The sequence below is a fragment of the Rhizobium sp. Leaf306 genome (assembly GCF_001423425.1).
GTDB classification, from domain to species: domain Bacteria; phylum Pseudomonadota; class Alphaproteobacteria; order Rhizobiales; family Rhizobiaceae; genus Neorhizobium; species Neorhizobium soli.
The window spans coordinates 1-24,485 of sequence record NZ_LMNX01000005.1; the positions used below are offsets into that span (position 1 = coordinate 1).

24 protein-coding genes are annotated in these 24,485 nt (G+C 59.9%); 10 read left to right on the top strand and 14 right to left on the bottom strand.

Going from position 1 to position 24,485, the window contains the following annotated elements:
* Positions 1-195 precede the first annotated feature (195 nt).
* Positions 196-1,185, bottom strand: a complete 990-nt coding sequence (locus ASG19_RS20595; protein ID WP_062462025.1) for a TerC family protein — start codon at positions 1,183-1,185, stop codon at positions 196-198.
* A 311-nt stretch (positions 1,186-1,496) separates the two neighbouring features.
* Between ASG19_RS20595 and ASG19_RS20600 the strand changes: the two genes are divergently transcribed.
* Positions 1,497-2,408 carry a LysR substrate-binding domain-containing protein gene (locus tag ASG19_RS20600; protein ID WP_062462027.1) on the top strand — a complete coding sequence of 304 codons (912 nt, stop codon included), beginning with the start codon at positions 1,497-1,499 and terminating at the stop codon, positions 2,406-2,408.
* Between the two features lie 70 nt (positions 2,409-2,478).
* On the opposite strand, the gene ASG19_RS20605 is transcribed toward ASG19_RS20600, so the two are convergent.
* From ASG19_RS20605 to ASG19_RS20615, 3 genes are read right to left on the bottom strand one after another with little or no spacing between them, the layout of a single operon-like run.
* Complete coding sequence (locus tag ASG19_RS20605) at positions 2,479-3,501, bottom strand: LacI family DNA-binding transcriptional regulator (protein ID WP_244476251.1); 1,023 nt, start codon at positions 3,499-3,501, stop codon at positions 2,479-2,481.
* A 35-nt stretch (positions 3,502-3,536) separates the two neighbouring features.
* A complete protein-coding gene (locus ASG19_RS20610; RefSeq protein ID WP_062462030.1) occupies positions 3,537-4,526 on the bottom strand; it encodes an ABC transporter permease in 990 nt (329 codons plus the stop codon).
* Between the two features lie 12 nt (positions 4,527-4,538).
* On the bottom strand, positions 4,539-5,177 hold the full coding sequence (locus ASG19_RS20615; protein WP_244476247.1) for an ATP-binding cassette domain-containing protein: 639 nt from the start codon (positions 5,175-5,177) through the stop codon (positions 4,539-4,541).
* A 252-nt stretch (positions 5,178-5,429) separates the two neighbouring features.
* On the opposite strand from ASG19_RS20615, the gene ASG19_RS20620 reads away from it, so the two are divergent.
* The 5 genes from ASG19_RS20620 (at position 5,430) to ASG19_RS20640 (ending at position 11,110) form a co-directional block, all read left to right on the top strand.
* The gene (locus ASG19_RS20620; protein WP_062462035.1) at positions 5,430-6,410 is read left to right on the top strand and encodes an NAD(P)-dependent oxidoreductase; all 981 of its coding nucleotides are present in this window, start codon (positions 5,430-5,432) and stop codon (positions 6,408-6,410) included.
* A gap of 41 nt (positions 6,411-6,451) precedes the next feature.
* Positions 6,452-7,444, top strand: coding sequence for a sugar-binding protein (locus ASG19_RS20625; protein WP_092659140.1), 993 nt, complete (start codon positions 6,452-6,454; stop codon positions 7,442-7,444).
* Between the two features lie 126 nt (positions 7,445-7,570).
* Positions 7,571-8,518 carry a sugar-binding protein gene (locus ASG19_RS20630; protein ID WP_062462593.1) on the top strand — a complete coding sequence of 316 codons (948 nt, stop codon included), beginning with the start codon at positions 7,571-7,573 and terminating at the stop codon, positions 8,516-8,518.
* A 75-nt stretch (positions 8,519-8,593) separates the two neighbouring features.
* Positions 8,594-10,093, top strand: coding sequence for a sugar ABC transporter ATP-binding protein (locus ASG19_RS20635; RefSeq protein WP_062462036.1), 1,500 nt, complete (start codon positions 8,594-8,596; stop codon positions 10,091-10,093).
* Positions 10,094-10,102: 9 nt separating this feature from the next.
* Entirely contained in the window at positions 10,103-11,110 is a 1,008-nt protein-coding gene (locus ASG19_RS20640; protein WP_062462038.1) for an ABC transporter permease, read from the top strand.
* A 52-nt stretch (positions 11,111-11,162) separates the two neighbouring features.
* Here ASG19_RS20640 and ASG19_RS20645 read toward each other — a convergent pair whose 3' ends face one another.
* From ASG19_RS20645 to ASG19_RS20670, 6 genes are all read right to left on the bottom strand, one after another.
* Entirely contained in the window at positions 11,163-11,933 is a 771-nt protein-coding gene (locus ASG19_RS20645; RefSeq protein ID WP_062462040.1) for an SDR family oxidoreductase, read from the bottom strand.
* A complete protein-coding gene (locus ASG19_RS20650) occupies positions 11,930-12,925 on the bottom strand; it encodes an ABC transporter permease (protein ID WP_062462043.1) in 996 nt (331 codons plus the stop codon). Before ASG19_RS20650 ends, ASG19_RS20645 begins: the two co-directional genes overlap by 4 nt.
* Before the next feature lie 60 nt (positions 12,926-12,985).
* Positions 12,986-14,026, bottom strand: a complete 1,041-nt coding sequence (locus ASG19_RS20655) for a sugar ABC transporter substrate-binding protein (RefSeq protein ID WP_062462047.1) — start codon at positions 14,024-14,026, stop codon at positions 12,986-12,988.
* A 34-nt stretch (positions 14,027-14,060) separates the two neighbouring features.
* Complete coding sequence (locus ASG19_RS20660; RefSeq protein WP_062462050.1) at positions 14,061-14,831, bottom strand: ATP-binding cassette domain-containing protein; 771 nt, start codon at positions 14,829-14,831, stop codon at positions 14,061-14,063.
* Positions 14,828-15,967 carry an ROK family transcriptional regulator gene (locus ASG19_RS20665; RefSeq protein ID WP_062462053.1) on the bottom strand — a complete coding sequence of 380 codons (1,140 nt, stop codon included), beginning with the start codon at positions 15,965-15,967 and terminating at the stop codon, positions 14,828-14,830. The genes ASG19_RS20660 and ASG19_RS20665 overlap by 4 nt, the downstream gene beginning before the upstream one ends.
* Positions 15,968-16,278: 311 nt before the next feature.
* The gene (locus tag ASG19_RS20670) at positions 16,279-17,772 is read right to left on the bottom strand and encodes an aminotransferase class V-fold PLP-dependent enzyme (protein ID WP_156466577.1); all 1,494 of its coding nucleotides are present in this window, start codon (positions 17,770-17,772) and stop codon (positions 16,279-16,281) included.
* Between the two features lie 96 nt (positions 17,773-17,868).
* On the opposite strand from ASG19_RS20670, the gene ASG19_RS20675 reads away from it, so the two are divergent.
* The gene (locus tag ASG19_RS20675) at positions 17,869-18,354 is read left to right on the top strand and encodes an Lrp/AsnC family transcriptional regulator (RefSeq protein WP_062462056.1); all 486 of its coding nucleotides are present in this window, start codon (positions 17,869-17,871) and stop codon (positions 18,352-18,354) included.
* Positions 18,355-18,458: 104 nt separating this feature from the next.
* Here the strand turns inward: ASG19_RS20675 and ASG19_RS20680 are convergent, their stop codons facing one another.
* Positions 18,459-18,662 (bottom strand): cold-shock protein, encoded by a 204-nt coding sequence (locus ASG19_RS20680; RefSeq protein WP_012760580.1) that lies wholly within the window; start codon positions 18,660-18,662, stop codon positions 18,459-18,461.
* 301 nt (positions 18,663-18,963) lie between these two features.
* Between ASG19_RS20680 and ASG19_RS20685 the strand changes: the two genes are divergently transcribed.
* The 3 genes from ASG19_RS20685 (at position 18,964) to rocF (ending at position 22,333) form a co-directional block, all read left to right on the top strand.
* The gene (locus ASG19_RS20685) at positions 18,964-20,160 is read left to right on the top strand and encodes an amidohydrolase family protein (protein ID WP_062462059.1); all 1,197 of its coding nucleotides are present in this window, start codon (positions 18,964-18,966) and stop codon (positions 20,158-20,160) included.
* Between the two features lie 187 nt (positions 20,161-20,347).
* The gene (locus tag ASG19_RS20690) at positions 20,348-21,274 is read left to right on the top strand and encodes a dihydrodipicolinate synthase family protein (protein ID WP_062462063.1); all 927 of its coding nucleotides are present in this window, start codon (positions 20,348-20,350) and stop codon (positions 21,272-21,274) included.
* Positions 21,275-21,412: 138 nt separating this feature from the next.
* A complete protein-coding gene (gene rocF, locus ASG19_RS20695; RefSeq protein WP_062462066.1) occupies positions 21,413-22,333 on the top strand; it encodes an arginase in 921 nt (306 codons plus the stop codon).
* A 7-nt stretch (positions 22,334-22,340) separates the two neighbouring features.
* Here rocF and ASG19_RS20700 read toward each other — a convergent pair whose 3' ends face one another.
* Genes ASG19_RS20700 through ASG19_RS20710 form a run of 3 tightly spaced genes read right to left on the bottom strand, consistent with a single transcriptional unit; the run spans position 22,341 to position 24,435 of the window.
* Positions 22,341-23,132 (bottom strand): amino acid ABC transporter ATP-binding protein, encoded by a 792-nt coding sequence (locus tag ASG19_RS20700; RefSeq protein ID WP_062462069.1) that lies wholly within the window; start codon positions 23,130-23,132, stop codon positions 22,341-22,343.
* Positions 23,129-23,797, bottom strand: coding sequence for an amino acid ABC transporter permease (locus ASG19_RS20705; protein WP_062462072.1), 669 nt, complete (start codon positions 23,795-23,797; stop codon positions 23,129-23,131). Before ASG19_RS20705 ends, ASG19_RS20700 begins: the two co-directional genes overlap by 4 nt.
* The gene (locus tag ASG19_RS20710; RefSeq protein WP_062462075.1) at positions 23,794-24,435 is read right to left on the bottom strand and encodes an amino acid ABC transporter permease; all 642 of its coding nucleotides are present in this window, start codon (positions 24,433-24,435) and stop codon (positions 23,794-23,796) included. Before ASG19_RS20710 ends, ASG19_RS20705 begins: the two co-directional genes overlap by 4 nt.
* Positions 24,436-24,485 lie beyond the last annotated feature (50 nt).

Here is a 24,485-nt window from a genome sequence, read left to right on the forward strand (position 1 = left end):
ATCATTATTGAAAAACACCCGTAGCGAAAGCTGCGGGTGTTTTGCGTTTGTGGCCTAACCGAAGCGCACTAACGACCGATACGGGTCTGCCAAAGACGGGTGACGCAGGATGGGATCGGTTTGTTACCAGCGTTCCGGCTGTCTCGATTGATGCCTTGCAAGGCTGGGGCGTGTTGTGGCTAACAGTCCCGCCCCTTAGACCGTATTGCCGGCACGTGTATCGCGTGTCTTCACCAAGCTCCATATAACGCCCGAGGCGATGATCGCGAAGGTGATACCGAGCGAGAGTGAAGCGGGAAACTTTTCGAGACCCAGGAGGTCAGCGACGAAGATTTTCGAGCCGATGAAGATCAGCACGATTGCGAGCGCCGGCTTCAGATATCGAAAGCGATGGATCATCGCGGCGAGTGCGAAATACAGTGCGCGCAGACCAAGGATCGCGAACACATTCGACGTGTAGACGATGAACGGATCGGTCGTGATCGCAAAGATCGCAGGGACAGAGTCGACCGCGAAGATCACGTCGGCGATTTCGACCATGACGAGCGCCATGAACAGCGGCGTCATGAACCAGACCAGTTTGCCGGTCGTGGGATGGGGCTTCTTGACGAAGAAATCCTGACCGTGATGCTCTTCCGTGACGTTAAACCTGCGCCGCATGAAGCCGACAATGGGATTGTTGCCGATCTCGGGTTCCTTGTCGCCGATCAACAGCATCTTGATGCCGGTGATGACGAGGAAGGCGGCAAAGAGATAGAGGACCCATGAAAAGTTCGAAACCAGCGTCGCGCCAAGTCCGATCATGATGGCGCGCAGAACGATCACACCCAGCACGCCCCAAAAGAGGACGCGGTGCTGGTATTTGCGCGGCACTGCGAAGAAAGAGAAGATGAGCGCGATCACGAAGACGTTGTCCAGCGCCAGCGTTTTCTCGACTACGAAGCCCGTTAGGTAGTTCATCCCCTGCTCACCGCCGAGCTGCCACCAGATCCAGCCGCCGAACGCAAGACCGAGCGCGATATACATCGAAGACAGGATCAGGCTCTCGCGGACACCAATCTCGCGGTTGTCGCGGTGAAGAACGCCGAGGTCCAGGGCAAGCAGGGTCGTCACGATCGAAAGGAAACCGAGCCACATCCAGACGGGCTTGCCGAGCCAGTCTGCAAAGAAGAATGCAAAGTCCATGTGAACACTCCAGCCGGTCGTTCACGGTGGATGCGGCGTCCGACATCGCGAGAGGACCGGCAGCTCTCGCCAGAGGGGCCCGGACAGGGGCACAAGGAGTAAACCGCGGGCGCAGGACCCGCGGTAGCAGATGGAACTGGATCGTGATCAAGAGGGCTTGCGCGTTTCAGTCGGAGCGCCGCGATGGCCTTTCGAGGTCGAAGCCAGTTCCATCTTCGACCTCCTCTTTGATCAAAGACTGATCTGGCGATCCCATCGTCATTGCGCCAATTGATTGTTGAAATCGTCTCGATAGTGATCGACTATTGAGCATGCCGTTTCGCCCCAGTCTTCGCCAACTCGAATACGTCGTCGCGCTTGCTGAATGCGGTCATTTCGGAAAGGCCGCGAAGCAATGCCATGTCTCGCAACCAACACTCTCCGTCCAAGTGGGGATCGTGGAAGAAAATCTGGGCGTCCAGCTGTTCGAGCGGACGTCGACGACGGTTCTCCTCACGCCGGTCGGGGAACGTTTTGTGCATGGTGCCCGCGTGGCGCTTGCCGCAGTGGGCGATCTGCTCGAGACCGTCGCAAAGCACAGCGCAGCGCTTGGCGGCGTCATCAGGCTGGGCACGCCGCCGACTTTCGGGCCGTATTTCCTGCCCAGGTTCCTACCGTCCCTGCATAAACAATACCCCGATCTGAAGATCTACATCGTCGAAGATCGTCCTGCGGCGATCGAAACCGCTGTTGCGGAAGGAACGCTCGACTGTGGCCTCGGCCCCTTGTTCGGCGAGCGGTCCCTGATGTTCGTGCCGATCGGCAGGGAGCGGCTGCTGCTGGGCGTTCCCGCTAATCATCGGCTTGCAAAACGTCGGGCTGTCTCCGTTCAAGAGCTGAAAGGCGAGCGCCTGCTGGCGCTTGGAAGCGGACACCAGTTGCTCGAGAGCGTTCAGCGACTGGCGAAGGCGTCCGGCGCGACTGTCATTGACGACTATGCCGGTACCAGCCTGGACGCGATCCGACAAATGGTGTCGATCGGCATGGGCTGCTCGCTGTTTCCCGAACTCTACGCGCAGGCGGAGTTCCGCAACGCAGAGGACGTTCATCTTCTGGAACTCGAGGGCTGGAGTGAGACCCGTCAGGTCGGCGTCTGTTTCAGGTCAACCAGCGGCCGGGTGGCGCATTTTCAGGAACTTGCCAGAAGGGCGACAGATGCTGCATTGGAGCTCGGGATCGGCTGACCCGCCGGCGGTCCTTTCTGCTCAGCAAGTCATTCTATTGGCCGCGAACCTTTCAGCAGCCAGTTTAAGCTCAGGCGGAACTGCGCGCGACCAGTCGGCACTCCACCTTCAGCTGGTCGTGATTGCTGGTCAGCCCGCCAGCCATATCGGAAAGCAGCTCGACGGCCATCACGCCCATCTCGAACATCGGGAGATGGAAGGTTGTCAGCGGCGGCATCGTGAACTGGGCAATGTCTCTGTTGTCGAAGCCGACGACGGAGACATCCTCCGGGACAGACTTGCCGAGTTCGTTCAGCGCTTCGATACAGCCGAGCGCCATGAGGTCGTTCGCGCAGAATATCCCGTCCGGGGGATCCTTCAGCTTCATCAGCGCATGCGTCTTTTCGTATCCGGACGGCGGTTCCCAGTTGCCATAGTGCACGAGGTCGGGGTCGTAGGAGAGATCGTTGCTGGCAAGAGCCTGCTTGTACCCGCGCAAGCGGTCGCGCGGATTGTCGAGACCTTCCTGGCCGTTGATCAGGGCTATCCGCTTGCGCCCGGCGCTGATCAGCCGTTCCGTCGCCGCCCGGCCGCCGGCGACGTCTCCCGGCAGGATAGAGGGAAGCCGACGCTCTTGATCGTAGCAGTTGACCAGCACCGAGGGGACCTTCAGAAGCGGTTCTGGCGGATCGATCTTGCGGGTCAAAATAGTGCCGAAAATGTAGCCGATAAGTGCCTGTCCGTCACAGATCGAAAAGATGCCGCCATCCGGGTCCTCGCCTTTGCGGAAGACGCCAAGTGTGACGATAATCCCGAGTTCGAGTGCCTTTTCGCGGGCACCTTCGTAGGCAAGGGCCATCCATGGATCGGTGGTCAGTTCGTCGACGGCAAAAACGATTACCTTGTTGGCGGGCGCACTGCCGGGTCCGGAACTGGCTGATGACTTGTTCGCGAGACGATAGCCCAACTGATCCGCCGCGCCGAAGACCCGCTTGCGGGTGGCTTCGGTGAACCGGGCGCCGGAACTGCCATTGAGAATGAGGGAAACGGTCGCCTGAGATACGCCTGCCAGCGCGGCCACGTCCATCATCGTCGGTTTCAAGGCATTCTCCATGTCGGACACCGTGGTTTCCGGGGTATGGTGCCGTGTCAGGATCGAAAGTGCCGGACACGGTCGAAGGCTACGGCAACCACAATGAAGGTACCTATGAACATTCCTTGCCAGAATGTCGAGATGCCGAGCAGGATCAGAGAGTTGCGAATAACTTCTATCAACAGTGCTCCAACGACGGCACCGAGCGCACTGCCTTCGCCACCGGCCAGATTGGCACCACCGATGACGGCCGCGGCAATCACCGTCAGCTCCATGCCTTGGCCGAGATTGGTGGTCACGCTGCCGAGCCATCCAGCCATCAGAACGCCGGCGAGCCCGGCGGTGAGAGCCGACACGCCATAGATACTCACCTTCATGCGCCGCACGGGGATGCCGGTCAGGATGGCGGCGTTCTCATTGCTGCCGATCGCAAGCAGATGCTGCCCCCATCGGGTCCACCTGAAGACCAGCGACATTACAAGGGCTAGTGCAGCGAGGACGTAAAGAGGGTGGGGTATGCCCAGCGTCGAGCCGCCGCCGACCCAGATCAACAGGTCGTGGTCGGGGCCGAAATTCCAGATCATCTTGTTGTCCGACAGGACCATGGCCAGGGACCGAGCGGCCGAAAGAGTGCCCAAGGTGACGACGAAGGGTGGCATTCCGGCATAGGCGACAAGCACGCCGTTCAGTACGCCCACAAGGAGGGCTGCAAGCAGCGCAAGAGGAAAGGCGAGGAGGAAGGGCATGCCACCTTCCATGGTGACGCTGATCACCATGGCACTCAACACGACGGTTGAGCCCACCGACAGATCGATGCCGCCCGAGGCGATTACGGTCGTCATTCCGATCGCGATGATGCCGACGAAGGCGAAGTTGCGCGCAACATTGAAGAGATTGCGCTCCGTTGCAAAGCTGTCCGTTAGAATGCTGAGCGCGAGGCAGGCAAGGACCGCAGCGATAAAGACCCAGAACAGCTGCCGGCTCGATACGCGTGAGATCCAGCTTCGATGCTCGCTGCGGGCAATCACGTCATCCAATGTGGTCATGGCGATCTCCTTTCAAGCGGCTTCGATGGCGCCGGTGATCAATCCTGTCACTTCTTCGGGCGACGACTGATCGGCGCGTTTGCTGGCGACGAGTTCGCCGCGCCGCAAAACCGCAATCTTGTCCGAAACACCGAAGACGTCGGGCATGCGGTGGCTGATGAGAATGACACTGATGCCGTGATCACGCAGCCTGCGAATGACATCGAGAACCTCGGCCACCTGGCGGACGGAGATTGCAGCGGTCGGCTCGTCCATGATGACGATCTTGGGCTCGGACAGCAGCGTGCGGGCGATCGCAACCGCCTGGCGCTGGCCACCGGACATGCGGCGCACCAAATCGCGTGGTCTCGTTTCCGATTTGAGTTGCCGGAACAGCTCCGCTGCGACGCGGTTCATCTTGGCATAGTCGATGTAGCGCAGCGGCCCGAGGCTGCGCATGGTCTCTCGCCCCAGGAAGACATTGGAGGCAGCCGAGAGATTGTCGCACAGCGCAAGGTCCTGATAGACGACCTCGATGCCGTGTCGCTGTGCGTCGCGTGGGTTGTGAAAGGTCACCGGTTGGTCATCGACGCGGATCTCTCCTGTCGATGGTGGGAAGTTGCCGGCGATAATTTTGACAAGCGTCGTCTTGCCGGCGCCGTTGTCCCCCATCAGTCCCAGAACCTCCCCTGGTTCGACGGTGACACTGACATGCGACAGCGCGTGTATTGCGCCGTAACTCTTTGAAATTGAATGCAATGAAAGCCGTGACACGCTCCGCCCTCCCTCGGCTGATCCCACGATGGCATTCTGTCGGCACCATAGCCTGCACGTTGCCCGCCCGTAAACAGGTATCAATAATGCTTGACTTAATATTATAACCAAATATTAATTATTCAACCTGAAAGCGAAAAGGGGGCGGTGATGCGGTTGCTCGTGACGGGCGCCGCCGGAAAGGTGGGCCAAGCCTTCCTTCCCGCCTTCCTTTCCAATCCGCGCTTTGCGAAATGGAATGTCGTCGCGCTCTGCAACAACCGGGCCCTGGAACCCGGTCCCCGTGTCTCCGTCGTGAAGGGGTCCATGGCAGATCCGCAGATTGTCGGGAAGGCGCTCGAAGGTGTGACGCATGTGCTGCACCTGGCTGCCGTGAAAGAGACGCCCGATCAGGCCATCGATGTTGCTCTCAAGGGGCTCTACCTCCTGCTGGAGGGTTTCAGCCGTTCGGCTGCGAAACAGCAGTTCATGCTGCTGAGCGGTGATTGTGTCGTTGGGCACATTTTTCATGGTTACAGCGCACCGATCACGGAGCAGTCGCCGAGGCGAGCCTATCGCGGTGTCTATGCCCTGACCAAGGTGCTGGAAGAGACCATGGTGGAACAGTTCGGGATCCAAGAGGGTCTCAACTGGACCACGCTTCGCGCTCCGTGGATCATGGAAAAGGACGACTTCCGCTACGCAATGGAGGTCGGTCCTGATCAGTTCGGCGGGCCGCCGTGGTCGGCTATGATGGGAGCGGATGATCTCGACGCGCTCAGGAAGAACCGGGCCGTACCTGCCATGCGGGATGGTCGCGGCGCCTATCTCAAGCGCAGCTTTCTTCATGTCGATGATCTCGTCAACGCGATGATCGCCGCGCTGGACAATCCGGCCGCGTATGGAGAGCTGTTCAACGTCGCCATGGACCAGCCGGTCGACTACGGCGCGCTGGCCGATATCCTGGAGGCTTCCGGCGATCGGCAGCGCCGCGACATCCCGACACCGTTTCACAGCAACTGGCTCGACAATTCAAAGGCCCGGATGGTTCTCGGCTGGCAACCGGAAATCGATGTTGAAGGACTTGTCGAGCATGCCTGGAGCTACAGGCGTTCAGAAAATGATCCGCGCATCATTTGGTATCCCGGCTGAGCAGGAGGGTTTCGCCGGCGATTTAGAGGAGGAGAAAGGCAATGAAAACAAGATATTTGGCATTCACTGCAATACCTATTCTCATGTTGCTGGCCGGCGAGAGCGCTGCGGAGAGCAAAAAGACACTCGCCATCGTCGTCAAAGGGCTCGACAATCCGTTCTTCGAACAGATCAATCTGGGCTGCAAGAAGTGGCTGTCGGAAAATCCGAAGAGCGAATACGAGTGCCTCTATACGGGACCGGCCTCTTCGGCCGACGAAGCGGGTGAGGTCCAGATTGTCGACGATCTGCTGACGCGCGGTGTTGCAGCGATTGCAATCTCGCCGTCGAACGCGCCGGCCATGGCGAACCGCGTGCGCCAAATCGCGCCGCAAATTCCCGTCATGACCGTCGATGCGGATTTCCTCGAGAAAGACCATGATCTGCGCAAGACCTATCTCGGCACCGACAATTATCTGATGGGTGTGAAGATGGCCGAGCAGACGAAGAAGCTGAAGGCGAAGGGTGGCACGGTGTGTCTGCAACTCGGCAATGTTGGTGCCGCCAACATCAATGCGCGTGCCCAGGGTTTCCGTGACACGATTGCGGGAGCCAAGGACGTGAAGCGGCTGAGCGGACAGAACGGCTGGACTGAAATCGAGGGATGCCCCGTCTATACCAACGACCAGGCGGACCTCGCCAATCAGCAGATGTCGGATGTCTTTACAGCCCATCCCAAGCTTGATGCCTTCATCCTGATCGGCGGGTGGGCACAGTTCGCGCCACAGGCCTATACCCAGGTCACCGACCAGGTCATGAGCAAGCTGAAGTCGAAGGAACTGGTGATCGTGGCGGGGGATACGCTGCCACCGCAGACCCAAGCCTTTCGTGAGGGCCGCAGCCATGCGCAGGTCGGTCAGCGGCCCTTCGAGATGGGCTACAAGGCACCCGACGTGATGATCAAGCTGATCAAAGGCGAGAAGGTGGATGATCCGCTGTTTACCGGCCTCGACATCTGCAACGCCGAAGATCCCGGCTTCTGCAAGACCAACTGACGGCGCCGTGGCGCCCATGGCGCAGACGCTGAAACGGACCCGATAACCGGGCTGAGGCTTTGCATCGCTCGGTTGTCGCCCTTCAACCTAGAGCAGCCCTGGAGGAGTGGGTTGCGGGAGGACAAGATGAAAAGGACTACGATCACGGCCCTCGTGGCCATGGCGACCATGGTGGCTATGCCAGCGGTCGCTGCAGAGAAAAAGGCTCTCGCCTTCGTTGTCAATGCCGCTTCCGATTTCTGGAAGCTGGCTGAGGCAGGGGTCAAGGCGGCGCAGACCGAGCTTCCGGATTTCGAGTTGCAGTTCCGTTATCCCACGCAGGGCACGGCTGCACTGCAGAACGCCCTGATGGATGACCTCGTGGCTGCGGGGACCGACGCAATCATGATCTCGTCGGCTGACCCGAAGAATTCCGTCGATGCCTTCAACCGCATCGCATCGCAGGTTCCGCTCTTCACGACGGACAGCGATGCGCCGCAGTCGAAGCGCATCGCCTATCTGGGTTCGTCCAATACCCAAGCCGGCATCCAGGCGGGGGAAATCGCGGTCAAGGCGTTGCCCAAGGGTGGTAAATGTATGGGTTTTGTCGGCTTCCTTGGCGCTGATAACGCCAGGGAGCGGATCGACGGTTTTCGCCAGGCCGTGAAGGGCAAGTCGATCGAACTCGTCGATGTGCGGGGCGATGACGTCGATTTCGCCCGCGCGCGGTCCAATGTCGATGATGTCCTCGCGGCAAATCCGGACATCACCTGCATGGTGGGCTTTTATTCCTACAATCCACCGAAGATCTATGAAGCGTTGAAAGCGGCCGGAAAGCTCGGGAACATCACGGTCATCGCTTTCGATGAAGATCCGATCACGCTCGGAGCCGTGCGGCAAGGCCAGTTTGCAGGCACGGTCGTTCAGGACCCCTATCAATGGGGCTACCAGGGGATGAAGCTGATGGCGGCGTACCTGGAGGGCGACAAGTCGAAAGTGCCGGCAGATGGATTGATCATCGTGCCGACCAAAGTCATCGACAAGGCGAATGTCGATGCGTTCGAGAAGCAACTCAAGGCGCGGATGGGCGGGTGATACGCACCTTGACGCGGCCAGCGCGGATCTTTCGGGCTGCGCGCTGGCCCTCAACGCATTCGAGGTTCACGCCAGATGACAGCTGCCGCCCGCATATCTCTTGATCTCATCGGCATCACCAAGTTCTATCCAAGCGCTGTGGCGCTCAATCAGGTGTCGCTCGGCATCCGGGGCGGTGAAGTTGTCGGGTTGATCGGCGAAAACGGTGCCGGAAAATCCACGCTCATGAAGGTGCTTGGGGGCACGATCGCGCCCGATGAAGGTGAGATCGTCATCGATGGGGAAACGGCGTCCCATCTGACACCCGCCGAGGCCCTGGCCCGTGGCATCGCATTCGTGCACCAGGAGCTGAACCCATTTTTCAATCTCGATGTGGCGGGCAACGTTCTCCTGGGCCGTGAGCCGCGCAGCCGCCGCTTCGGTTTTATCGACCATGCGGCCATGGCTAGGCGGGTGAAACCACTGCTCGACATGCTGGGCGCTCGCTTTCAGCCATCCACCCAGGCTTCGGAACTTTCGCTGGCGGACCAGCAGCTGATGGAAATCGCCAAGGCGCTCTCGACCAATGTCCGCCTTCTGATCCTCGACGAACCGACATCGAGCCTTACGCTTGCGGAAACCCAACGGTTGCTCGATGTGGTGCGCCGGTTGCGGGCAGATGGAGTGGCCATCCTGTTTATTACCCATCGCCTTGCCGAAGTCGAAGCCGTCGGAGACCGGGTGGTTGGGCTCAGGGACGGTCGAAATGCCGGGGAGCTCCAAAGCGGCAACATCAATCGAGATGCCATGGTGCGATTGATGATCGGCCGCGATGTGACGCAATTCTACACGCCCCCGCATGTAAGGCAGGGGCCGGTCGTGCTTCGGACACGAAATCTCAGAACCGAAGCCTATCCGCAGGCCCCGGTCGATATCGAGGTTCGAGGCGGTGAAATTCTCGGGCTTGCCGGTTTGGTCGGCGCAGGCCGGACGGAACTTGCGCGTGCGATCTTTGGCATCGATCCCGTCCAGGGCGGCCGTGTCGAGATGAACGACAAGCCGGTCGCATCCGGATCGGTACCTGCAGCAATCGCCGCCGGCATCTGTTTGGTGCCGGAAGACCGCAAGGGTGAGGGACTGTTCCTCGACTTCTCTCTTTCTGAAAACGTGGTGATGCCGAACCTTTCGGCGATCGCGACCGCTGGCTTCGTCGATCGCGGGGCCGAAATGGAGATCGCTGATCGGTCCCGCAGCCGGCTATCGATCCGTGCGCCGCGGCTCGACCGTGCGGTCAGCGAGTTGTCGGGCGGCAACCAGCAGAAGGTCGTTCTGGCAAAGTGGCTCGGTCTCGATCCCAGGCTCATCATTCTCGACGAGCCGACGAGAGGCATCGATGTCGGAGCGAAGGCTGAGGTTTACCGCCTCATGCGCGATCTCGCGGAGGGCGGAGCCGCGGTGCTGATGATCTCGTCCGATATGGAGGAAGTCATCGGTGTCTCGACGCGCGTGGCGGTGATGCGGCGCGGGGCCATTGCCGGCATCCTGTCGCGGGCGGATCTGTCCGAAGAAGCGATCCTCAGTCTGGCGGTCGGATAGGAGATTGGCATGCACAAGAAAGACATCGGCCTTGCCGTCCTCGTTCTGACCGTGGGCGCCATCGTGACACTGGTCAATCCGCGTTTCATTTCACCGGTCAATCTTGCCAACACAGCCAATCTGATTGGACTGTTCGGGCTGTTTTCGATTGCCGAGGCCTTCGTCATCGTCACCGCAGGGATCGAGCTTTCGATCGGCTCCGTCATCGCCCTTCTCGGCGTCATCTTCATCGACCTGATCGCCTCGCATGGCGTTCCCTGGCCTGTCGCCTTTGCGATCGTGCTTGTCCTGTCGGTTGTGATCGGATTGTTGCATGGCTGGCTCATTACACGGCTCAAGCTGCAGCCCTTCGTCGTCACACTGTGCGGTCTGCTGATCTACCGAGGCATAGCGCGCTTCTATACGAGGGACGGGACGGCCGGCTTTACCTTCGGGACGGATCTTCCCATGCTCGAATATCTGTTCGTCGGACGAACAGCGGGCGTTCCCCATTCCGTCATGGCTTTTGCCGTGTTTGCGGTGCTTGCATGGTTTCTCCTGCACCGAACCGTTTTCGGACGGCATCTTCTGGCCGTCGGAAAGAACGAGGAGGCGGCTCGTTATTGCGGGATCAATACAAAGCGCGTGATCGTCACGGCCTATGTTCTCTGTGCCTTTCTGACAGGCGTCTCGGCCATTTTCTTCGCCATGTACACCAAGTCCGTCCAGCCCTCGGCGCATGGGAATTTCTACGAGCTCTATGCCATCGCGGCTGCGGTCCTCGGCGGATTTTCCCTGCGGGGTGGGGAAGGCTCGATCGTCGGGGTAGTGCTCGGGGTCGTGTTGCTTCAGGTCCTCCAGAACCTCGTCAACCTGCTCGGCATTCCCTCTTCGCTCAATTTCGCGGTCATGGGTGCGGTCATTCTGGTGGGTGTTATTGCCGATACGCAGTTCCATGCCTATCGGCAAAGGCGACATCATCAGGCGACCCGCTCTGCCTTGGCCGAGGTTTCCCGCATCCCGTCGGCAAACGGATGACAGTTAGGTCGTCGACGATCGACACAGAGCTGGTCCCGGATGCTGGAAATGATCAGGATGGCAGGAGCCTGAAGTCCGCGCCTTCCGGCAGGAGCTGCCCGCCATCGACGACGATGGTGGTGCCGGTCACATAGCTCGCATCGTCGGAGGCGAGAAACAGGAAGGCATTGGCAACGTCGCGCGGCGAGCCGAGGCGGGCGAGCGGAATTGCGTCCTCCATGTTCTTGATGAAGGCGGCGCTACGGTGCAGCTGGATCGCTTCCGTCAATATGTTGCCGGGCTCGACGCCATTGACATTGATGCCATAGGACGAGAACTCCAGCGCCGCTGAGCGAATGAAGCCGTTGATGCCAGCCTTGCTCGCCGCGTAGTGGCCGTGGCCCGGGCTTGTAACATGCGGGCCGGTGATGGATGACGTAAACAGGATACGCCCCGAGCCCTGCTTTTTCATCGGCGTCAGCGCGGCGCGTGCGGCGTTGAAGCATCCACGCAGATTGACCCCCATCACGCTGTCCCAGTCTTCCGGAGACGTATTCTCGATGAGCTGCCACGGATAGATGCCGGCGTTCTGGACGATGATGTCGAGCCGCCCGTGACGTTCGAGTGTGAATTCGACCGCGGCAACGGCGTCTTCCATCTTCGAGATGTCGGTGTGGACGAAGTCGATGCCGAGATCATCGGCTGCCGCCTTGCCGTCGTCGGCCTCGGAATCAGCCAGCACCAGCTTTGCGCCTTCCTCCTGGAAGCGGACGGCGATTGCCTTGCCGATGCCGCGTGATGCACCGATGACCAGCGCCACTTTGTCTTTCAATCTGTCTGTCATGCGAGCCTCTGGCGGAGCCTTTGTTTGAACGTATCGAGTAGAACCGCTGCAAGCACCAGGAAGCCGTGGATGACCTGGGTATAGTTTGCCGGCAGGCCCATCAGGTTAATGGCGGTGTTGATGGACGAGAGGAGCAGCACTCCGGCGTAGACGCCGGGCAGCGCACCGACACCGCCCTTGAGGCTGACACCACCGATGACGACTGCCGCAAAGGCGTTGAACAGCAGCCCAACGCCGAGGTTTGCCGTGGCGCCTGATGTGCGTATGGCAAGCAGCCACCCAGCCAGGCCGGCGATGGCGCCTGCCAGTACAAAGGCGATGATCAGGTTGCGGGTGACGCGAATGCCGGCGCGGTAAGCGGCGGTCTCGTTCCCGCCGATCATTACCAGGTGCCGGCCGAATGGCGTCTTGGCCATCAGCACCGAAAAGACCACGAAACAGGCGATCGCAATCCAGGCTGACAGCGGAATGCCAGCCACACGCTCAATAGCGAACCAGCGGATGGCCGGATCCAGATCCTGGGCGGAGCGTCCGCCGGAAACCGCCAGCACGATGCCGCGCACCCAAATGAAGGAGGCAAGCGTGATGATGAAGGCGCTCATCTTCAGTTTCACGACAAGGAAGCCGTTGAAGAGACCGATCAATGCGCCGATCCCGCAGGCAACGAGCAGTGACGCTGGGATCATCAGCCATTGCGGTGAGAGCTTGATCCCCATGCCGATCCCTGCCGAGCAGAAAAGGATGCCGACCGCCATGGCCGCCAAAGCGGCAACGGATTCTACCGAAAGGTCCATATGGCCGGCGATGATCACCAGAGCCAGGCCGATCGACATCACGCCAAGCACGCTCGACGCTTCGATGATGTTTGTGAAAATGCCGATCTGGAAATAGTTCGGGATCAGGGCCGAAAACAGGGCAAGCACGACGATGAGCATGAACCAGACGAGGTTATCGAGTACAGATTCTAGACTTTTGCGCGTACGGGGCGTCATGCGGCAAATCCGGACTTGAGGGAAGGAGTCCGGGGTCTTTCAACCCCGGATGAAGGGTTGTTATTCGACGGATTTGATCGAGGCTGTCGGCGCTTTCATGTTGCCCCAGAAGGCCGGGTTGTCGACATTCTCCTTGGTGATCGCCGCACCCGGGATCTTGATGTTCGGCCCCCAGGCTTCCTTCGTCACGACCCCTTTCAGGCCAAGCACGTCATAGTCGCCGGCCTTGATTTCCTGCTTGCCGACGATCTTGTCCATGAACATGGCAATGGCTGCCGCCTGGGCATAAAGCGGTTGCTCGACTTCGGTATTGAGCCAGCCCTTGCGGATCAGATCAAGGCCGACGGGAGCGCCGTTCGAGCTCATCATCATCACGTCACTTGGCTTCTTGCCGGCTGATTCCAAAGAGGCGACGGCTGCAACCGAAAGATGGGCTGCATGCAGGAAGATCAGGTTGATATCGGGATTGGCCAGCATCTGATCGGAGACGATCGTCCCTGCATTGCTGGCTTCCCACTGCATGGCGGGCACAGAGATGATGGTCACCTTCGGGAAGGCCTTCATCTTCTCTTCGAAGCCCTTCTGGATATCGAGCGTGTAGGGATCGCCAGGGTCGCCCAGAACCTGCAGGATCTTGCCCTTCACGTCGCCATTCTTGGCCTTGAGCATCGCTTCAGCCTGTTGCGCGGCAACATGGCCGATCTCGATCGTCCCGGCGACCGAGGTGAAGTCTGACACGGTCGAGGTGACCTGACGGTCGAACTCGACGACCGGAATACCGGCCGCACGGGCTGCCTCGATGGATGGTTTCAATGCGTTGAAGTCGACAGCGGCGAGGATGATCGCCGCCGGCTTCAAGGCGATGACGTCGTTCATCTGCGACTGCTGTGCGTCTGTCTTGTTGTCGGCGTTAAGGGTTTTCATCTCGTAGCCGGTCTGCTTCAGAAACATTTCCAAGGCGCTGACCGAGCCTGTCTGGAATTCGTCGAGCAGTGTCGGCACAAGATAATAGACCGTACCCTTGGACTGTGCGGCCGCCGTTGTGAGCATTGAAAGGCCGAGCACCAAAACGCTCAGCAAGCTTAGCATTATTCGTCTCATGATCGTTCTCTCCAGTTTTACGCCGGACCCCTTGTCATTGTTTGCCCACCGGTCCGGCGCCGGTGAGGGTTTGCCCTGTGATCATTTCGATCACTGCATCCGGGCTTGTCTTGGTTCTGTCGACATCGCCGGCGACGACGCCGTGGCGGATGACGACGATGCGGTCTGCGACCTGAAAGGCCTGCTGCATGATGTGGGTGATGATGACGACACCGATGCCCTGGCTGGCGACATGGCGGATCATGTCCAATCCCCGCCGCGTCTGTTCGACCCCAAGTGCGGCGAACGGCTCGTCCAGCAAGAGGAGCTTGCCACCCCAATGGGCAAAACGGTTGAGCTCGATCGCCTGCCGCTGGCCGCCGGACAGATGCTCGACCTTGGTGCGCATGGAGGGAATGCGGGTGCCGGCACTGGTCAGTGCCTTGGTCGTGATTTCCTCCATCGCACGCTCATCGAGGAAGGGGATGCCCGCGATCTTGCGGGTGATCTCGCGGCCCATGAAGAAATTGGCGACGACGTCCACATTGGTGCAGAGAGACAGGTCCTGGTAGACCGTCTCGATGCCGGCTGCCTTGGCCTCGGCAGGCGTCTTTGCCTCGAACTCTTCGCCTTCGAAGAGCATCTGACCTGACGTGGGTTGCAGACCACCCGAGATGATCTTCACAAGCGTGGACTTGCCTGCGCCGTTGTCGCCAAGAAGGGCGACCACTTCTCCCTTTCCGATCGAGAAACTGATGCCCTTGAGCGCTTCGATCGCGCCGAAATTCTTGCGGATATCATTCAGGACAAGCAGTTTTTCGGTCATTCGACAGTCCCCTTCTCTGAAGTCTCGAACATCTGGCCGAAGCGCGGCGACAGGACGCCGAAAACGGCTAGCGCGGCTGCGCCTCGGAGTGCCGAATGCTGGCAGTCACTGGCGACGATGACACGTGGATGCGGGCGGTTGGTGCGGGCGGAAACCGAATTGCTCAGGCCGTCGGCCAGTGCGGCAAGCTGCTCGATCAAAGACTGCGGCGCCAGGCCACCGAGCACGACAGTCTCTGGATCGAAAAGGTTTTCGATCGTGCGGATGGCATTGCGAAAGATCGGCGCGATCTCGCGGACCCATTCGGCCTCGGGCAGGCCGCGCCGCGTGAAGGCCTCGAGCGAAAGATAGCGCTCAAGGCAGCCATTGTTGCCGCAGGGGCAGGGCTCGCCATCCGGAACGGCGGGGATATGGCCGATTTCGCCGGCATTGCCCCAGGCGCCGCGCATCACTGTCCCGTCATGCATCATCGCGCCGCCAAGGCCGACGCCGAAGAACAGGTAATAGTAATCCGAAATCTGTTGGCCGAGACCGTAGAGCTGCTCGCCGAGCGCCGCTGCCGCCATGTCGTTTTCCATAAAGGCCGGCAGACCTGTCGCCTCTGTGAGGCGGGAATTGATGTCGACGTCTTTCCAGCCGGTCATCGTTGTCGGGCCAACGAAGCTGATGGATTCCACGTCGAACGGCCCGGGCAAAGCCAGTCCGACGCCCAGCAGGCGGCCGCGGCATGGGCTTGCCTTGAGTTCGTCCACCATCTCGCCAATCAGAGCGAAGGCTTCGTCCGGTTTCGGGTTGGACGCGCTGCGGTGGCGGCTCTCGACGACATCACCGCGCAGATTGACCAAGGCAACGTCGATGCCAAGCGGCGTCAGGTGAATGCCGACCGCATGCCCACCCTCCGGATTGACGGTCAGCTTCGAGGGCGGAATACCGCGGCCCCGAGGCTTTTCGCGCACCGAGACGATGAGCTCTTGTTCTTCGAGTTCCCGGACAATGGTGGAGACAGTCTGTACGGTGAGGTGAACCCGTTCCGCAATTTCGCCACGCGTCGTCGGACCAGTCAGGCGGATCGCTTCCAAGACGATCCGTCTGTTGTAGGGCCTTCCCGATTCCTGGTTGGTACCGCGCAGCGCCATTTCGAATGTCTCCGAATGACGAAAGTGTGTCAGCGCTCACGTATTTAGTCAAATGGTTTTCAAAAAAGAAAAACGCGCGCGCGAAGGGCCCGATCGCGCTGACGTTGCAAAGGCTGATCTGACGGTACGCGCGCTTTCCGCGAAACTCTTAATGAGTTCGCCTCACCCTCGGAGCCAGGAATCATGACCAGCGCCTGATCAACTTGAGCACGAAAGCGTCATCCTCCGCTGGTAGGTTGCGCTATGTCACGGGGGTCGTACCCGCAAGGCGGCCGGGTGGGCACGCCAAACGCGAGGCGTTTGGCAAAAGCCTATGCCGTCGCCTCCAACGGTTGAGCGAGGGGCGAGAATATCGCCCGGCTGCGATCGACCATGTATGACGCTGTATGGGAAGGGGCATCCCGGGCGAGTTGGATCACCGCTTCAAGGATGAACCTGATTTTTTCCTCGGAATGGAGAACGCTCAGATTGAGCCGGGTGAAACCCGGTTTCTCGATTTCGTTGCCGTTCCGGATCGATTGCCTGATCCGCTCCGAATGCTCGTCATCGATCGACAGAAGCCGGTGGACATAGGGGCCGGCGCAGGCGCAGCCGCCGCGTGCCTGTATGCCGAAGCGATCGGAAAGCATGCGGGTGATCAGCTGCTGATGCACATAGCCACCCTTTCCATCCCTGATGCGAAACGAAAAGATCGGCAGTCTCGACATGCTCATCGAGCCCAACAGCTCGATCTGGGGAATGCCCTGCCAAGCCTCGAATGCGCGCGCGGTGAAATTCTCGTTCAGGCTCGCAATTCTCTCGAGGCCGATTGCGTGCTTGACCAAGAAGGCGAGTGCAGCGCGGATATCGCCGATGACGTTGGGGGTTCCGGCTTCTTCGCGCGCTTCGATATTGTCGCTGTAATCGTGGCCCGTCGGGGAGACGAATTTGACGGTGCCGCCGCCTGGCCAAGAGGGTTTTGTAGTGACGACTGCATCGCGTCTGACCACGAGGATACCGGAGGCACCGGGGCCACCGAGGAATTTATGGGGCGATACGACGATGGCGTCGATCTCGGCGCCTTCAGCCGGTGTCATCGTGATTGGGATATAGGGAGCTGCGCCGGCGAAATCCCAGAGGATCTTTGCGCCTGCCGATTTTGCGAGCCGGGTGACCGCTTCGATATCCGTCAGGATACCGGTGATGTTCGATGCGGCCGAAAACGAGCAGATCGTCAGAACGTCCCTGCTGTCCTTAAGAGCCTTTTCCAGGAGGATGAGGTCAGGGCCTCCATCGCAACCTTCCTGAATTTCGATGATCTCAGCGCCGCTTTCCCGCCAGGGGAGGATGTTCGAATGATGCTCGTAGGGGCCGATGATGACGCGGGCGGGTTTGCCGGTAGTGACCGCATCCTCGACGCCGAGCAACTTGACCAGGCGGTTAATGCCGGCCGTTGCACCGGATCCGGCAAAGATCACCGCGTGGCGGCTGTCGGCGCCACAGCATTCGGCGATAGTGGCACGCGCTTCACGGCGCATGCGGGTCATCATCGCTCCGCAAAAGGACGCTTCCGTATGGCTGTTGGCATAATAAGGCAGGACCTCTTCAAGAACGAAGGTTTCCACCTGCCGGAGCGCCCGTCCTGACGCCACATAATCGGCGTAGATGACATCCTTCAGGCCGTATGGCCCGTCCACCTTGGCGGATGCGCCAATCATTCCCGAGGTCAGTGCTGCAATCGGATCTGCGACAGCCAGACTGCGACGAAATCCCTGAAGAGCAGTTTCGGGTTCGGTTCGTGGCATGCAGTCAGCCAGCTGGCGCATTGTCGATCTCCTTGACGAGTTGACTGCGATTATAAACTGAAGCAGGGTCTGAATTCTTCACCGTATTTGCGCTGATTATGCCAGGAACTGTGTCACATGATCGAGAAAGACCTGAATTTCGATGAAATCGATCTACGAATCCTCACGAGCCTGCAACGCAACTCGGCCTTGTCGCAGCGTGATTTGGCAGAGCATGTCGGACTTTCGCAAAATGCATGCTGGCGCAGGCTGCAGCGTCTGCAGGCAAGCGGGATCATCGGCAATGCCCGATCCGAGATCGATCTCGACCTGCTGGGCTTCGATCTGACGGTCATTGTGATGATTCGCACACGCCACCATTCCAAGGAATGGGCTGACGATTTTCGCAGGCATGTCGATCGCCTGCCGGAGGTGATCGACTTTTACAGGATCGGGGGAGATTGGGATTATCTGATCAAGGTCGTGACCCGCGGAATATCAGGGTATGACGCATTTTATCAGAAGCTCATCACGAATTTCGATCTCGCGACGGTGACGGGCTTTTTCGCGATGGAGGCGATCATTCGCAACCGTGCACTGGATCTCAGCCGAATGAACCGGTGAGACTTGGTTCGGTTTCCAGCCATATTTGGCGGCACAACCGATGGATTAACCCGCAGAATGTGCCTAGCCCACCCTAAAGCAGGCTAGGCGCTTTTTATCGTCGCTTAGAGAACCGAGACGTTTTCAGCCTTCGATTTACCGGTCTTGCGATCCTGTCCGACTTCGAAGCTGACCTTGTCACCTTCGCGAAGCGAGCCGCCGCGCTGCAGAGCAGAAACGTGAACGAACACGTCCTGGCCGCCATTCTCAGGCGTGATGAAGCCGAAGCCCTTGTCGTCGTTGAAGAATTTAACCGTACCTGTCGCCATGAGAAACCTGTTTCCTATGTAATCCGCGAAATTGCGATGGGCAAACTATAGCGCCACCGCTTCACTATCAACCCCAGCACCATGAACACCGTGATGCCCGGCCCGTATCAACGCCAAATTTTCTTGCCACCGACTACGCAAAGTATCTTAAGCATTGATATCTCTGGCGAGCAAGCCTGCCGCGACACCTAACTCCGTTATCTTGATCGGATATTGGTCGCATAGCGGGCAATAAGCCGTATAAACCAGGGGGTTGCCGCCGACCTGACGCTGTAAACGATGCTAGAATTTGAGGAAGCCCATGACCAAAAGCACGACGGTTTTCACCAATGCCAGGCTGGCGGAGGGCGTTCTGCGCGATATTCACGTCGAGTCGGGGCGGATATCTGCGATTGAAGCAGCAGGCTCGGTTACTCCTTCTGCCGAGGTCATCGACATCGGCGGCGAGTTGCTGGTTCCGGGTTTTGTCGAAGGGCACATCCATTTGGATACGAGCTTCTACGGCGATAAATGGATGCCGCATCGGCCCTGCACCAACGGTTTCGACGTGCAGGAGCGGGTCACCTTCCAGGCGGAGAACATGGCCGCCGCGGCGCCGATGGACAAGCGGGCCCGCGATCAGCTCGATCTCTGCATCGCCAATGGCACGCTTTCCATGCGCAGCCACGTGATGGTCGATGGTTCGGTCGGGCTGAAATCGCTGGAGACGGTCCTGGCGGTTCGCGAGGACTATAGGGATCTCATCGATCTCCAGCTGGTGGCTTTTCCGCAGAGCGGCATCCTCAGGAGCCCCGGCACACCGGCGCTGCTGGACGAGGCCATCGGGCTTGGTGCCGATCTGGTCGGCGGTCTCGATCCGGCCAGTTTCGACCGTGACGTCACCGGCCATCTCGATGTGGTCTTCGGCGTTGCCGAAAAGCACGGCGTCGATATCGACATTCACCTCCACGATGCCGGCAGCATGGGCGCGTTTACCATCGAGGAAATCTGCGCCCGCACGGTGGCGCTCGGCATGCAGGGCCATGTCGCGATCAGCCATGCCTATGGGCTTGGGGATCTCGGCGCTGATGCGGCGCGCAAAATTGCCGCAACGATTGCGAAAAGCGGCGTTTCGATCATGACCAATGCGCCGGGCAACCACAATTTCCCGCCGGTCGCTCTGTTGCGGCGAGAAGGCGTCACCGTGTTCAGCGGCAGCGACAATATTCGCGACAGCTGGTGGCCCTATGGCGATGGCGACATGCTGCACCGGGCGGAAATCATCGGCTATCGCTCGGGCTTCTATACCGACGAGGACCTGAAGGCAGTGTTCGATATCGTCACGTCTGAAAGCGCCAAGGCGCTGCGGATCGAGTCCTATGGTATCGAGATTGGCGCGAAAGCCGATTTCGTGACGCTTTCGGCTGCCAATATTCCGGAAGCGGTCGTTGCTTTCCCCGGCAACAGGCGTGTGTTCAAGGGTGGACGTCTCGTTGCCCAGGGTGGCAAACGGGTCTGATTCGCTTTGAGATCGGTGACGGAGGACGGCTTGAAACCGTAACTCCGCCGATCGGAATGGCGGGCATGGTGTTCTTCGTCCACATCATGATACCGGTCGAACAGCCGGAGTCGGACAGGCCTTTGCTATTACCGGAGGTCCTGACGCGAATTACCCTGCAGCTCGTTCGATACTGAGAGGAGATTTCATGACATTCAATGCCGAAACCAAGGGCGTTTACGCCATTGCCGCGACACCGTTTCATGAGGATGGTTCGATCGATTTCGATTCCGTCGATCGGCTGACCGATTTCTATGAGGAGAGCGGCTGCACCGGCATTACCATTCTCGGCATCATGGGAGAGGCGCCGAAGCTGGAGGCGGATGAAAGCCGGGCGATCATCAAGCGGGTGGTTTCCCGTGCCAAGGTGCCGATCATCGTCGGCGTGTCGGCGCCCGGTTTCGCCGCCATGCGGTCGCTCGCTCGCTCCTCCATGGACATGGGTGCCGCAGGCGTGATGATCGCGCCGGGGCAGGGCGCCAAGACCGACGACCAGACCATCAATTATTTTGCAGGCGCCGTGGAAGCGGTTGGTGAAGACGTGCCATGGGTGCTGCAGGACTATCCGCTGACGCTCAACACGGTGATCGCAACCAGCGTGGTCGCCAAGATCATCACCAACCATCCCTCCTGCCTGATGCTGAAGCATGAGGACTGGCCGGGTCTTGAAAAGATTTCCAGGCTGCGCGCGATGCAGAAGGCCGGAGAGTTGCGGCCGTTCTCCATTCTCTGCGGCAATGGCGGCATGTTCCTCGATTTCGAGCCGGAGCGCGGCGCTGACGGCGCAATGACGGGTTATGGCTTCCCGGATATGCTGACCGAGCTGGTCGAGCTGTTTGCTGCCGGCAAGCGCGACGAGGCGCATGATCTGTTCGACGCGCATCTGCCGCTGATCCGCTATGAGCAGCAGCTTGGCATCGGTCTTGCCGTGCGAAAGCACGTGCTCAAGCGCCGCGGCGTGATTGCCTCCGATGCGCAGCGCAAGCCGGCCCAGATGTTGACATCGGCCGCCAAGGCAGAAGTCGATTATCTGCTCGCACGCCTCGCCAAACACGACAAGCGCGCAGCACTCTGACATCGGACGGAGCGGGATATCATGTACCCGCTCCTTCCTCCGCCCGATTTTCTTAAGGGTGAGGCTGGCTGCTGCCTATCGGCCGCGTTCCGTGGTAGGTCTTGAGCCCCAAGATTCGGTCAGCGACGGAAAAACAGCATGCATTGCAAACTCATCGGCGTTCCCCTTCAGGATGGAGCATCCCAGCTCGGTTGCGAGATGGGGCCGAGTGCGTTGCGCACCGCAGGCCTTGCCGGCGCGCTCGCCGACCTCGGGCATCAGGTGAGCGATCTCGGCAATCTGGCGCTGCCGCCGGTCTCTGATATCACCCATCCCAACCCGGCGGTTCGCCGCCTGCCTCAGATCGTCGCCTGGGTCGAACTGCTGACCAAGATCGCCCACCGCGAAAGTGCCGAGGGCATGCCGATCTTTCTCGGCGGCGATCATGCGATGTCGGCCGGAATTGTTGCGGGCCTGGCACGCACCGCGTCCGAAAAGCAGCGACCGCTGTTCGTTCTCTGGGTCGATGCGCACACGGATTTCCACACGCTGGAAACGACCGGCAGCGGCAATCTGCACGGCGTTCCCGTTGCCTATTTCACGGGCCAACCGGGCTTTGAAGGGTATTTCCCGCCGCTGTCGCATCCGGTCGATCCGGCCAATGTCTGCATGATCGGCATCCGCAGCGTCGATCCGCAGGAGCGCTCCGCGATCAACAAGAGTGACATCACCGTGCATGACATGCGCGCGATCGACGAACACGGCGTGGGCGCCGTGCTGCGCTCCTTTATCGAAAAGGTCGAGGCCGCGGGCGGTCTGCTGCATGTCAGCCTCGACGTGGATTTTCTCGATCCTTCGGTCGCTCCCGCCGTCGGCACCACGGTGCCGGGCGGCGCTACGTTCCGCGAAGCGCATCTGGTGATGGAAATGCTGCATGACAGCGGTCTCGTCACCAGCCTCGATCTGGTCGAGCTCAACCCGTTCCTCGATGAACGGGGCCGTACCGCCACGCTTCTGGTGGACCTCACCGCCAGCCTGATGGGCCGCACCGTGCTTGACCGCCCGACCCGGCGGTTCTGACCGCTCGTCAGATCAGCATGCTCGCGCCGCGGTCGAGATAGGTATCGAGGAACTGGTCGAGCCGCGGATGGCGGGGTTTGGCAAAAACCTCCGAGGGCGGGCCGGAAAACAGCAGCTTGCCATGGTCGAGAAACGAGATCTGCTGGCCGACGGTTGCGGCAAAGCCAATTTCGTGGGTCACGACGACCATGGTCATGCCTTCATCGGCCAGATCCCGCATCACTTTCAGCACTTCGCCCGTCAGTTCCGGGTCAAGCGCTGATGTCGCTTCGTCAAACAGCATGATCTTCGGCTCGAGTGCCAGGGCGCGGGCGATGGCGACGCGCTGCTGCTGACCGCCGGACAATTGCGACGGGTAATGGCCGGCGCGGTTTTCCAGGCCAACCTTGCGCAGCTGTGCCATGGCCTTTTCCTCGGCGTCTGCCTTCGACAGCTTCCTGACGATCTTCAGGGCTTCGCTGACATTGCCGAGCGCCGTCATGTGCGGCCAGAGATTGAACTGCTGGAAGACCATGCCGGTTTGCGCGCGGACAGCGCGGATCTGCGCCGGGGGCAGGCGTTCGCGCTTGCCATCGGGCTTTTCGAAAAAGCCCAGCGCCTCGCCGTTGATGGTGATCATGCCGCTGGTTGATTCCTCCAGAAAGGCCAGGCATCGCAAAAGCGTGCTCTTGCCCGAGCCGGAAGGGCCGATCAGGCAGGAGACCTTCCCCTCTGGTATTTCGAGGTTGATATCCTGCAGAACGGTCGTCTCTCCGAAACGCTTGACCAGATTGCGGATGATGATGGCGGGTAGGGTCATGCTTTCGAAAACCTCAAACGGGAAAGCCGGTATTCGGCGGCGCGGCCAAGCCGGTCTGTCAGCTCGACAAGTGCCCAGTAGACGACAGCGAGGATGAAGATTGCCTCGAGATAGGCATATTGCTGCGAGCCGATGGCGCTGACGGTGGCCGTCAGTTCCGGCACGGTGATGATCGACAGAACGGCGGATTCCTTCAGCAGAATGACCGAAAGGTTGACCGCCGGCGGCAACACGATCAGCGCCATTTCCGGGATCTGGATGCGGCGGATCGTCTGCAGGCGCGTCATGCCAAGGCAGCCGGCGGCTTCCACATGGCCAACAGGAACGGCGGCAAAGCCGGCGCGGAAGATCTCGCTGTAATAGGCGGCACTATAGACCGTCAGACCGATGAGGCCGCAGGGGATCGGATCCAGCATCAGGCCGACGAACGGACCGCCGTAGTAGAGAAGAAAGATCTGGATCAGGAAGGGCGTGCCGCGCAGCACTTCGACAACGGAGCCCAGGACTGCGTTGGTCGCAAATCCACCGAAGCGGCGGGCGGTTGCGACGAGAAAGCCGATGACGACGCCACCGGCAATGCCGGCGATCCAAAGCAGGAGCGTGACGAACAGCCCGCTGCCGAGTTCCGGCAGCTTTTCGATGATGACCTGAGGATTGAACATCATGCGGAAGTCCTCGCCATGGATCTTTCCGCGTATCGACCGAGCAGAGCGATCGTCGAGCAGATCACGAAATAGACCAGTCCGGCACTGAGGAAGATCGGGATCGGCTGGTAGGTGCTGGAGGCCAGATCCTGCGCCATCTTTGTCAACTCGATGATCCCCACGACCGACACGAGCGACGATGCTTTGAGGATCATGATCGATTCGTTGACCAGCGTCGGGAGCGTCAACCGCAGGGCGATCGGGACCTGGATGCGTGCAAAGATCTGAAGCGGATTGAAGCCCGTCACCTCAGCTGCCTCGATCAACCCTTTCGGCACGCTGGAGAAGCCGCCGCGCAGGTTTTCCGCCTGATAGGCCGCGGTGCAGAGCGACAAGCCGATAATCGCCGCGACGATGCTTGGCACGTTGAGGCCGATCGCCGGCAGCAGCGTGTAGATCAACAGCAGTTGGACAAGCAGCGGCACGCCGCGGAAGAAGCTGACGAACAGTCTTGCAGGAGCCGAGTAGATCGTCTTGCCGGACAGGGTCGCGGCCGAAAGCAGGATCGCGATGACGAATCCGATCGCAATCGAGACCAGGCTGATGCCGATGGTCGACACCGCCGCCTGCAGGAGAAGCGTGAATAGTTTGAACGTCATCTGTCGTCACGTCTCGCCCGGGGAATGCGGCGGGCGGATGGAGCAGTGGA

Coding starts and splice junctions, on each gene's coding strand:
- ASG19_RS20595 (WP_062462025.1), bottom strand. CDS start 1,185: ATGGACTTTGCATTCTTCTTTGCAGACTGGCTCGGCAAGCCCGTCTGG.
- ASG19_RS20600 (WP_062462027.1), top strand. CDS start 1,497: ATGCCGTTTCGCCCCAGTCTTCGCCAACTCGAATACGTCGTCGCGCTT.
- ASG19_RS20605 (WP_244476251.1), bottom strand. CDS start 3,501: ATGGAGAATGCCTTGAAACCGACGATGATGGACGTGGCCGCGCTGGCA.
- ASG19_RS20610 (WP_062462030.1), bottom strand. CDS start 4,526: ATGACCACATTGGATGACGTGATTGCCCGCAGCGAGCATCGAAGCTGG.
- ASG19_RS20615 (WP_244476247.1), bottom strand. CDS start 5,177: ATGGGGGACAACGGCGCCGGCAAGACGACGCTTGTCAAAATTATCGCC.
- ASG19_RS20620 (WP_062462035.1), top strand. CDS start 5,430: ATGCGGTTGCTCGTGACGGGCGCCGCCGGAAAGGTGGGCCAAGCCTTC.
- ASG19_RS20625 (WP_092659140.1), top strand. CDS start 6,452: ATGAAAACAAGATATTTGGCATTCACTGCAATACCTATTCTCATGTTG.
- ASG19_RS20630 (WP_062462593.1), top strand. CDS start 7,571: ATGAAAAGGACTACGATCACGGCCCTCGTGGCCATGGCGACCATGGTG.
- ASG19_RS20635 (WP_062462036.1), top strand. CDS start 8,594: ATGACAGCTGCCGCCCGCATATCTCTTGATCTCATCGGCATCACCAAG.
- ASG19_RS20640 (WP_062462038.1), top strand. CDS start 10,103: ATGCACAAGAAAGACATCGGCCTTGCCGTCCTCGTTCTGACCGTGGGC.
- ASG19_RS20645 (WP_062462040.1), bottom strand. CDS start 11,933: ATGACAGACAGATTGAAAGACAAAGTGGCGCTGGTCATCGGTGCATCA.
- ASG19_RS20650 (WP_062462043.1), bottom strand. CDS start 12,925: ATGACGCCCCGTACGCGCAAAAGTCTAGAATCTGTACTCGATAACCTC.
- ASG19_RS20655 (WP_062462047.1), bottom strand. CDS start 14,026: ATGAGACGAATAATGCTAAGCTTGCTGAGCGTTTTGGTGCTCGGCCTT.
- ASG19_RS20660 (WP_062462050.1), bottom strand. CDS start 14,831: ATGACCGAAAAACTGCTTGTCCTGAATGATATCCGCAAGAATTTCGGC.
- ASG19_RS20665 (WP_062462053.1), bottom strand. CDS start 15,967: ATGGCGCTGCGCGGTACCAACCAGGAATCGGGAAGGCCCTACAACAGA.
- ASG19_RS20670 (WP_156466577.1), bottom strand. CDS start 17,772: ATGCGCCAGCTGGCTGACTGCATGCCACGAACCGAACCCGAAACTGCT.
- ASG19_RS20675 (WP_062462056.1), top strand. CDS start 17,869: ATGATCGAGAAAGACCTGAATTTCGATGAAATCGATCTACGAATCCTC.
- ASG19_RS20680 (WP_012760580.1), bottom strand. CDS start 18,662: ATGGCGACAGGTACGGTTAAATTCTTCAACGACGACAAGGGCTTCGGC.
- ASG19_RS20685 (WP_062462059.1), top strand. CDS start 18,964: ATGACCAAAAGCACGACGGTTTTCACCAATGCCAGGCTGGCGGAGGGC.
- ASG19_RS20690 (WP_062462063.1), top strand. CDS start 20,348: ATGACATTCAATGCCGAAACCAAGGGCGTTTACGCCATTGCCGCGACA.
- rocF (WP_062462066.1), top strand. CDS start 21,413: ATGCATTGCAAACTCATCGGCGTTCCCCTTCAGGATGGAGCATCCCAG.
- ASG19_RS20700 (WP_062462069.1), bottom strand. CDS start 23,132: ATGACCCTACCCGCCATCATCATCCGCAATCTGGTCAAGCGTTTCGGA.
- ASG19_RS20705 (WP_062462072.1), bottom strand. CDS start 23,797: ATGATGTTCAATCCTCAGGTCATCATCGAAAAGCTGCCGGAACTCGGC.
- ASG19_RS20710 (WP_062462075.1), bottom strand. CDS start 24,435: ATGACGTTCAAACTATTCACGCTTCTCCTGCAGGCGGCGGTGTCGACC.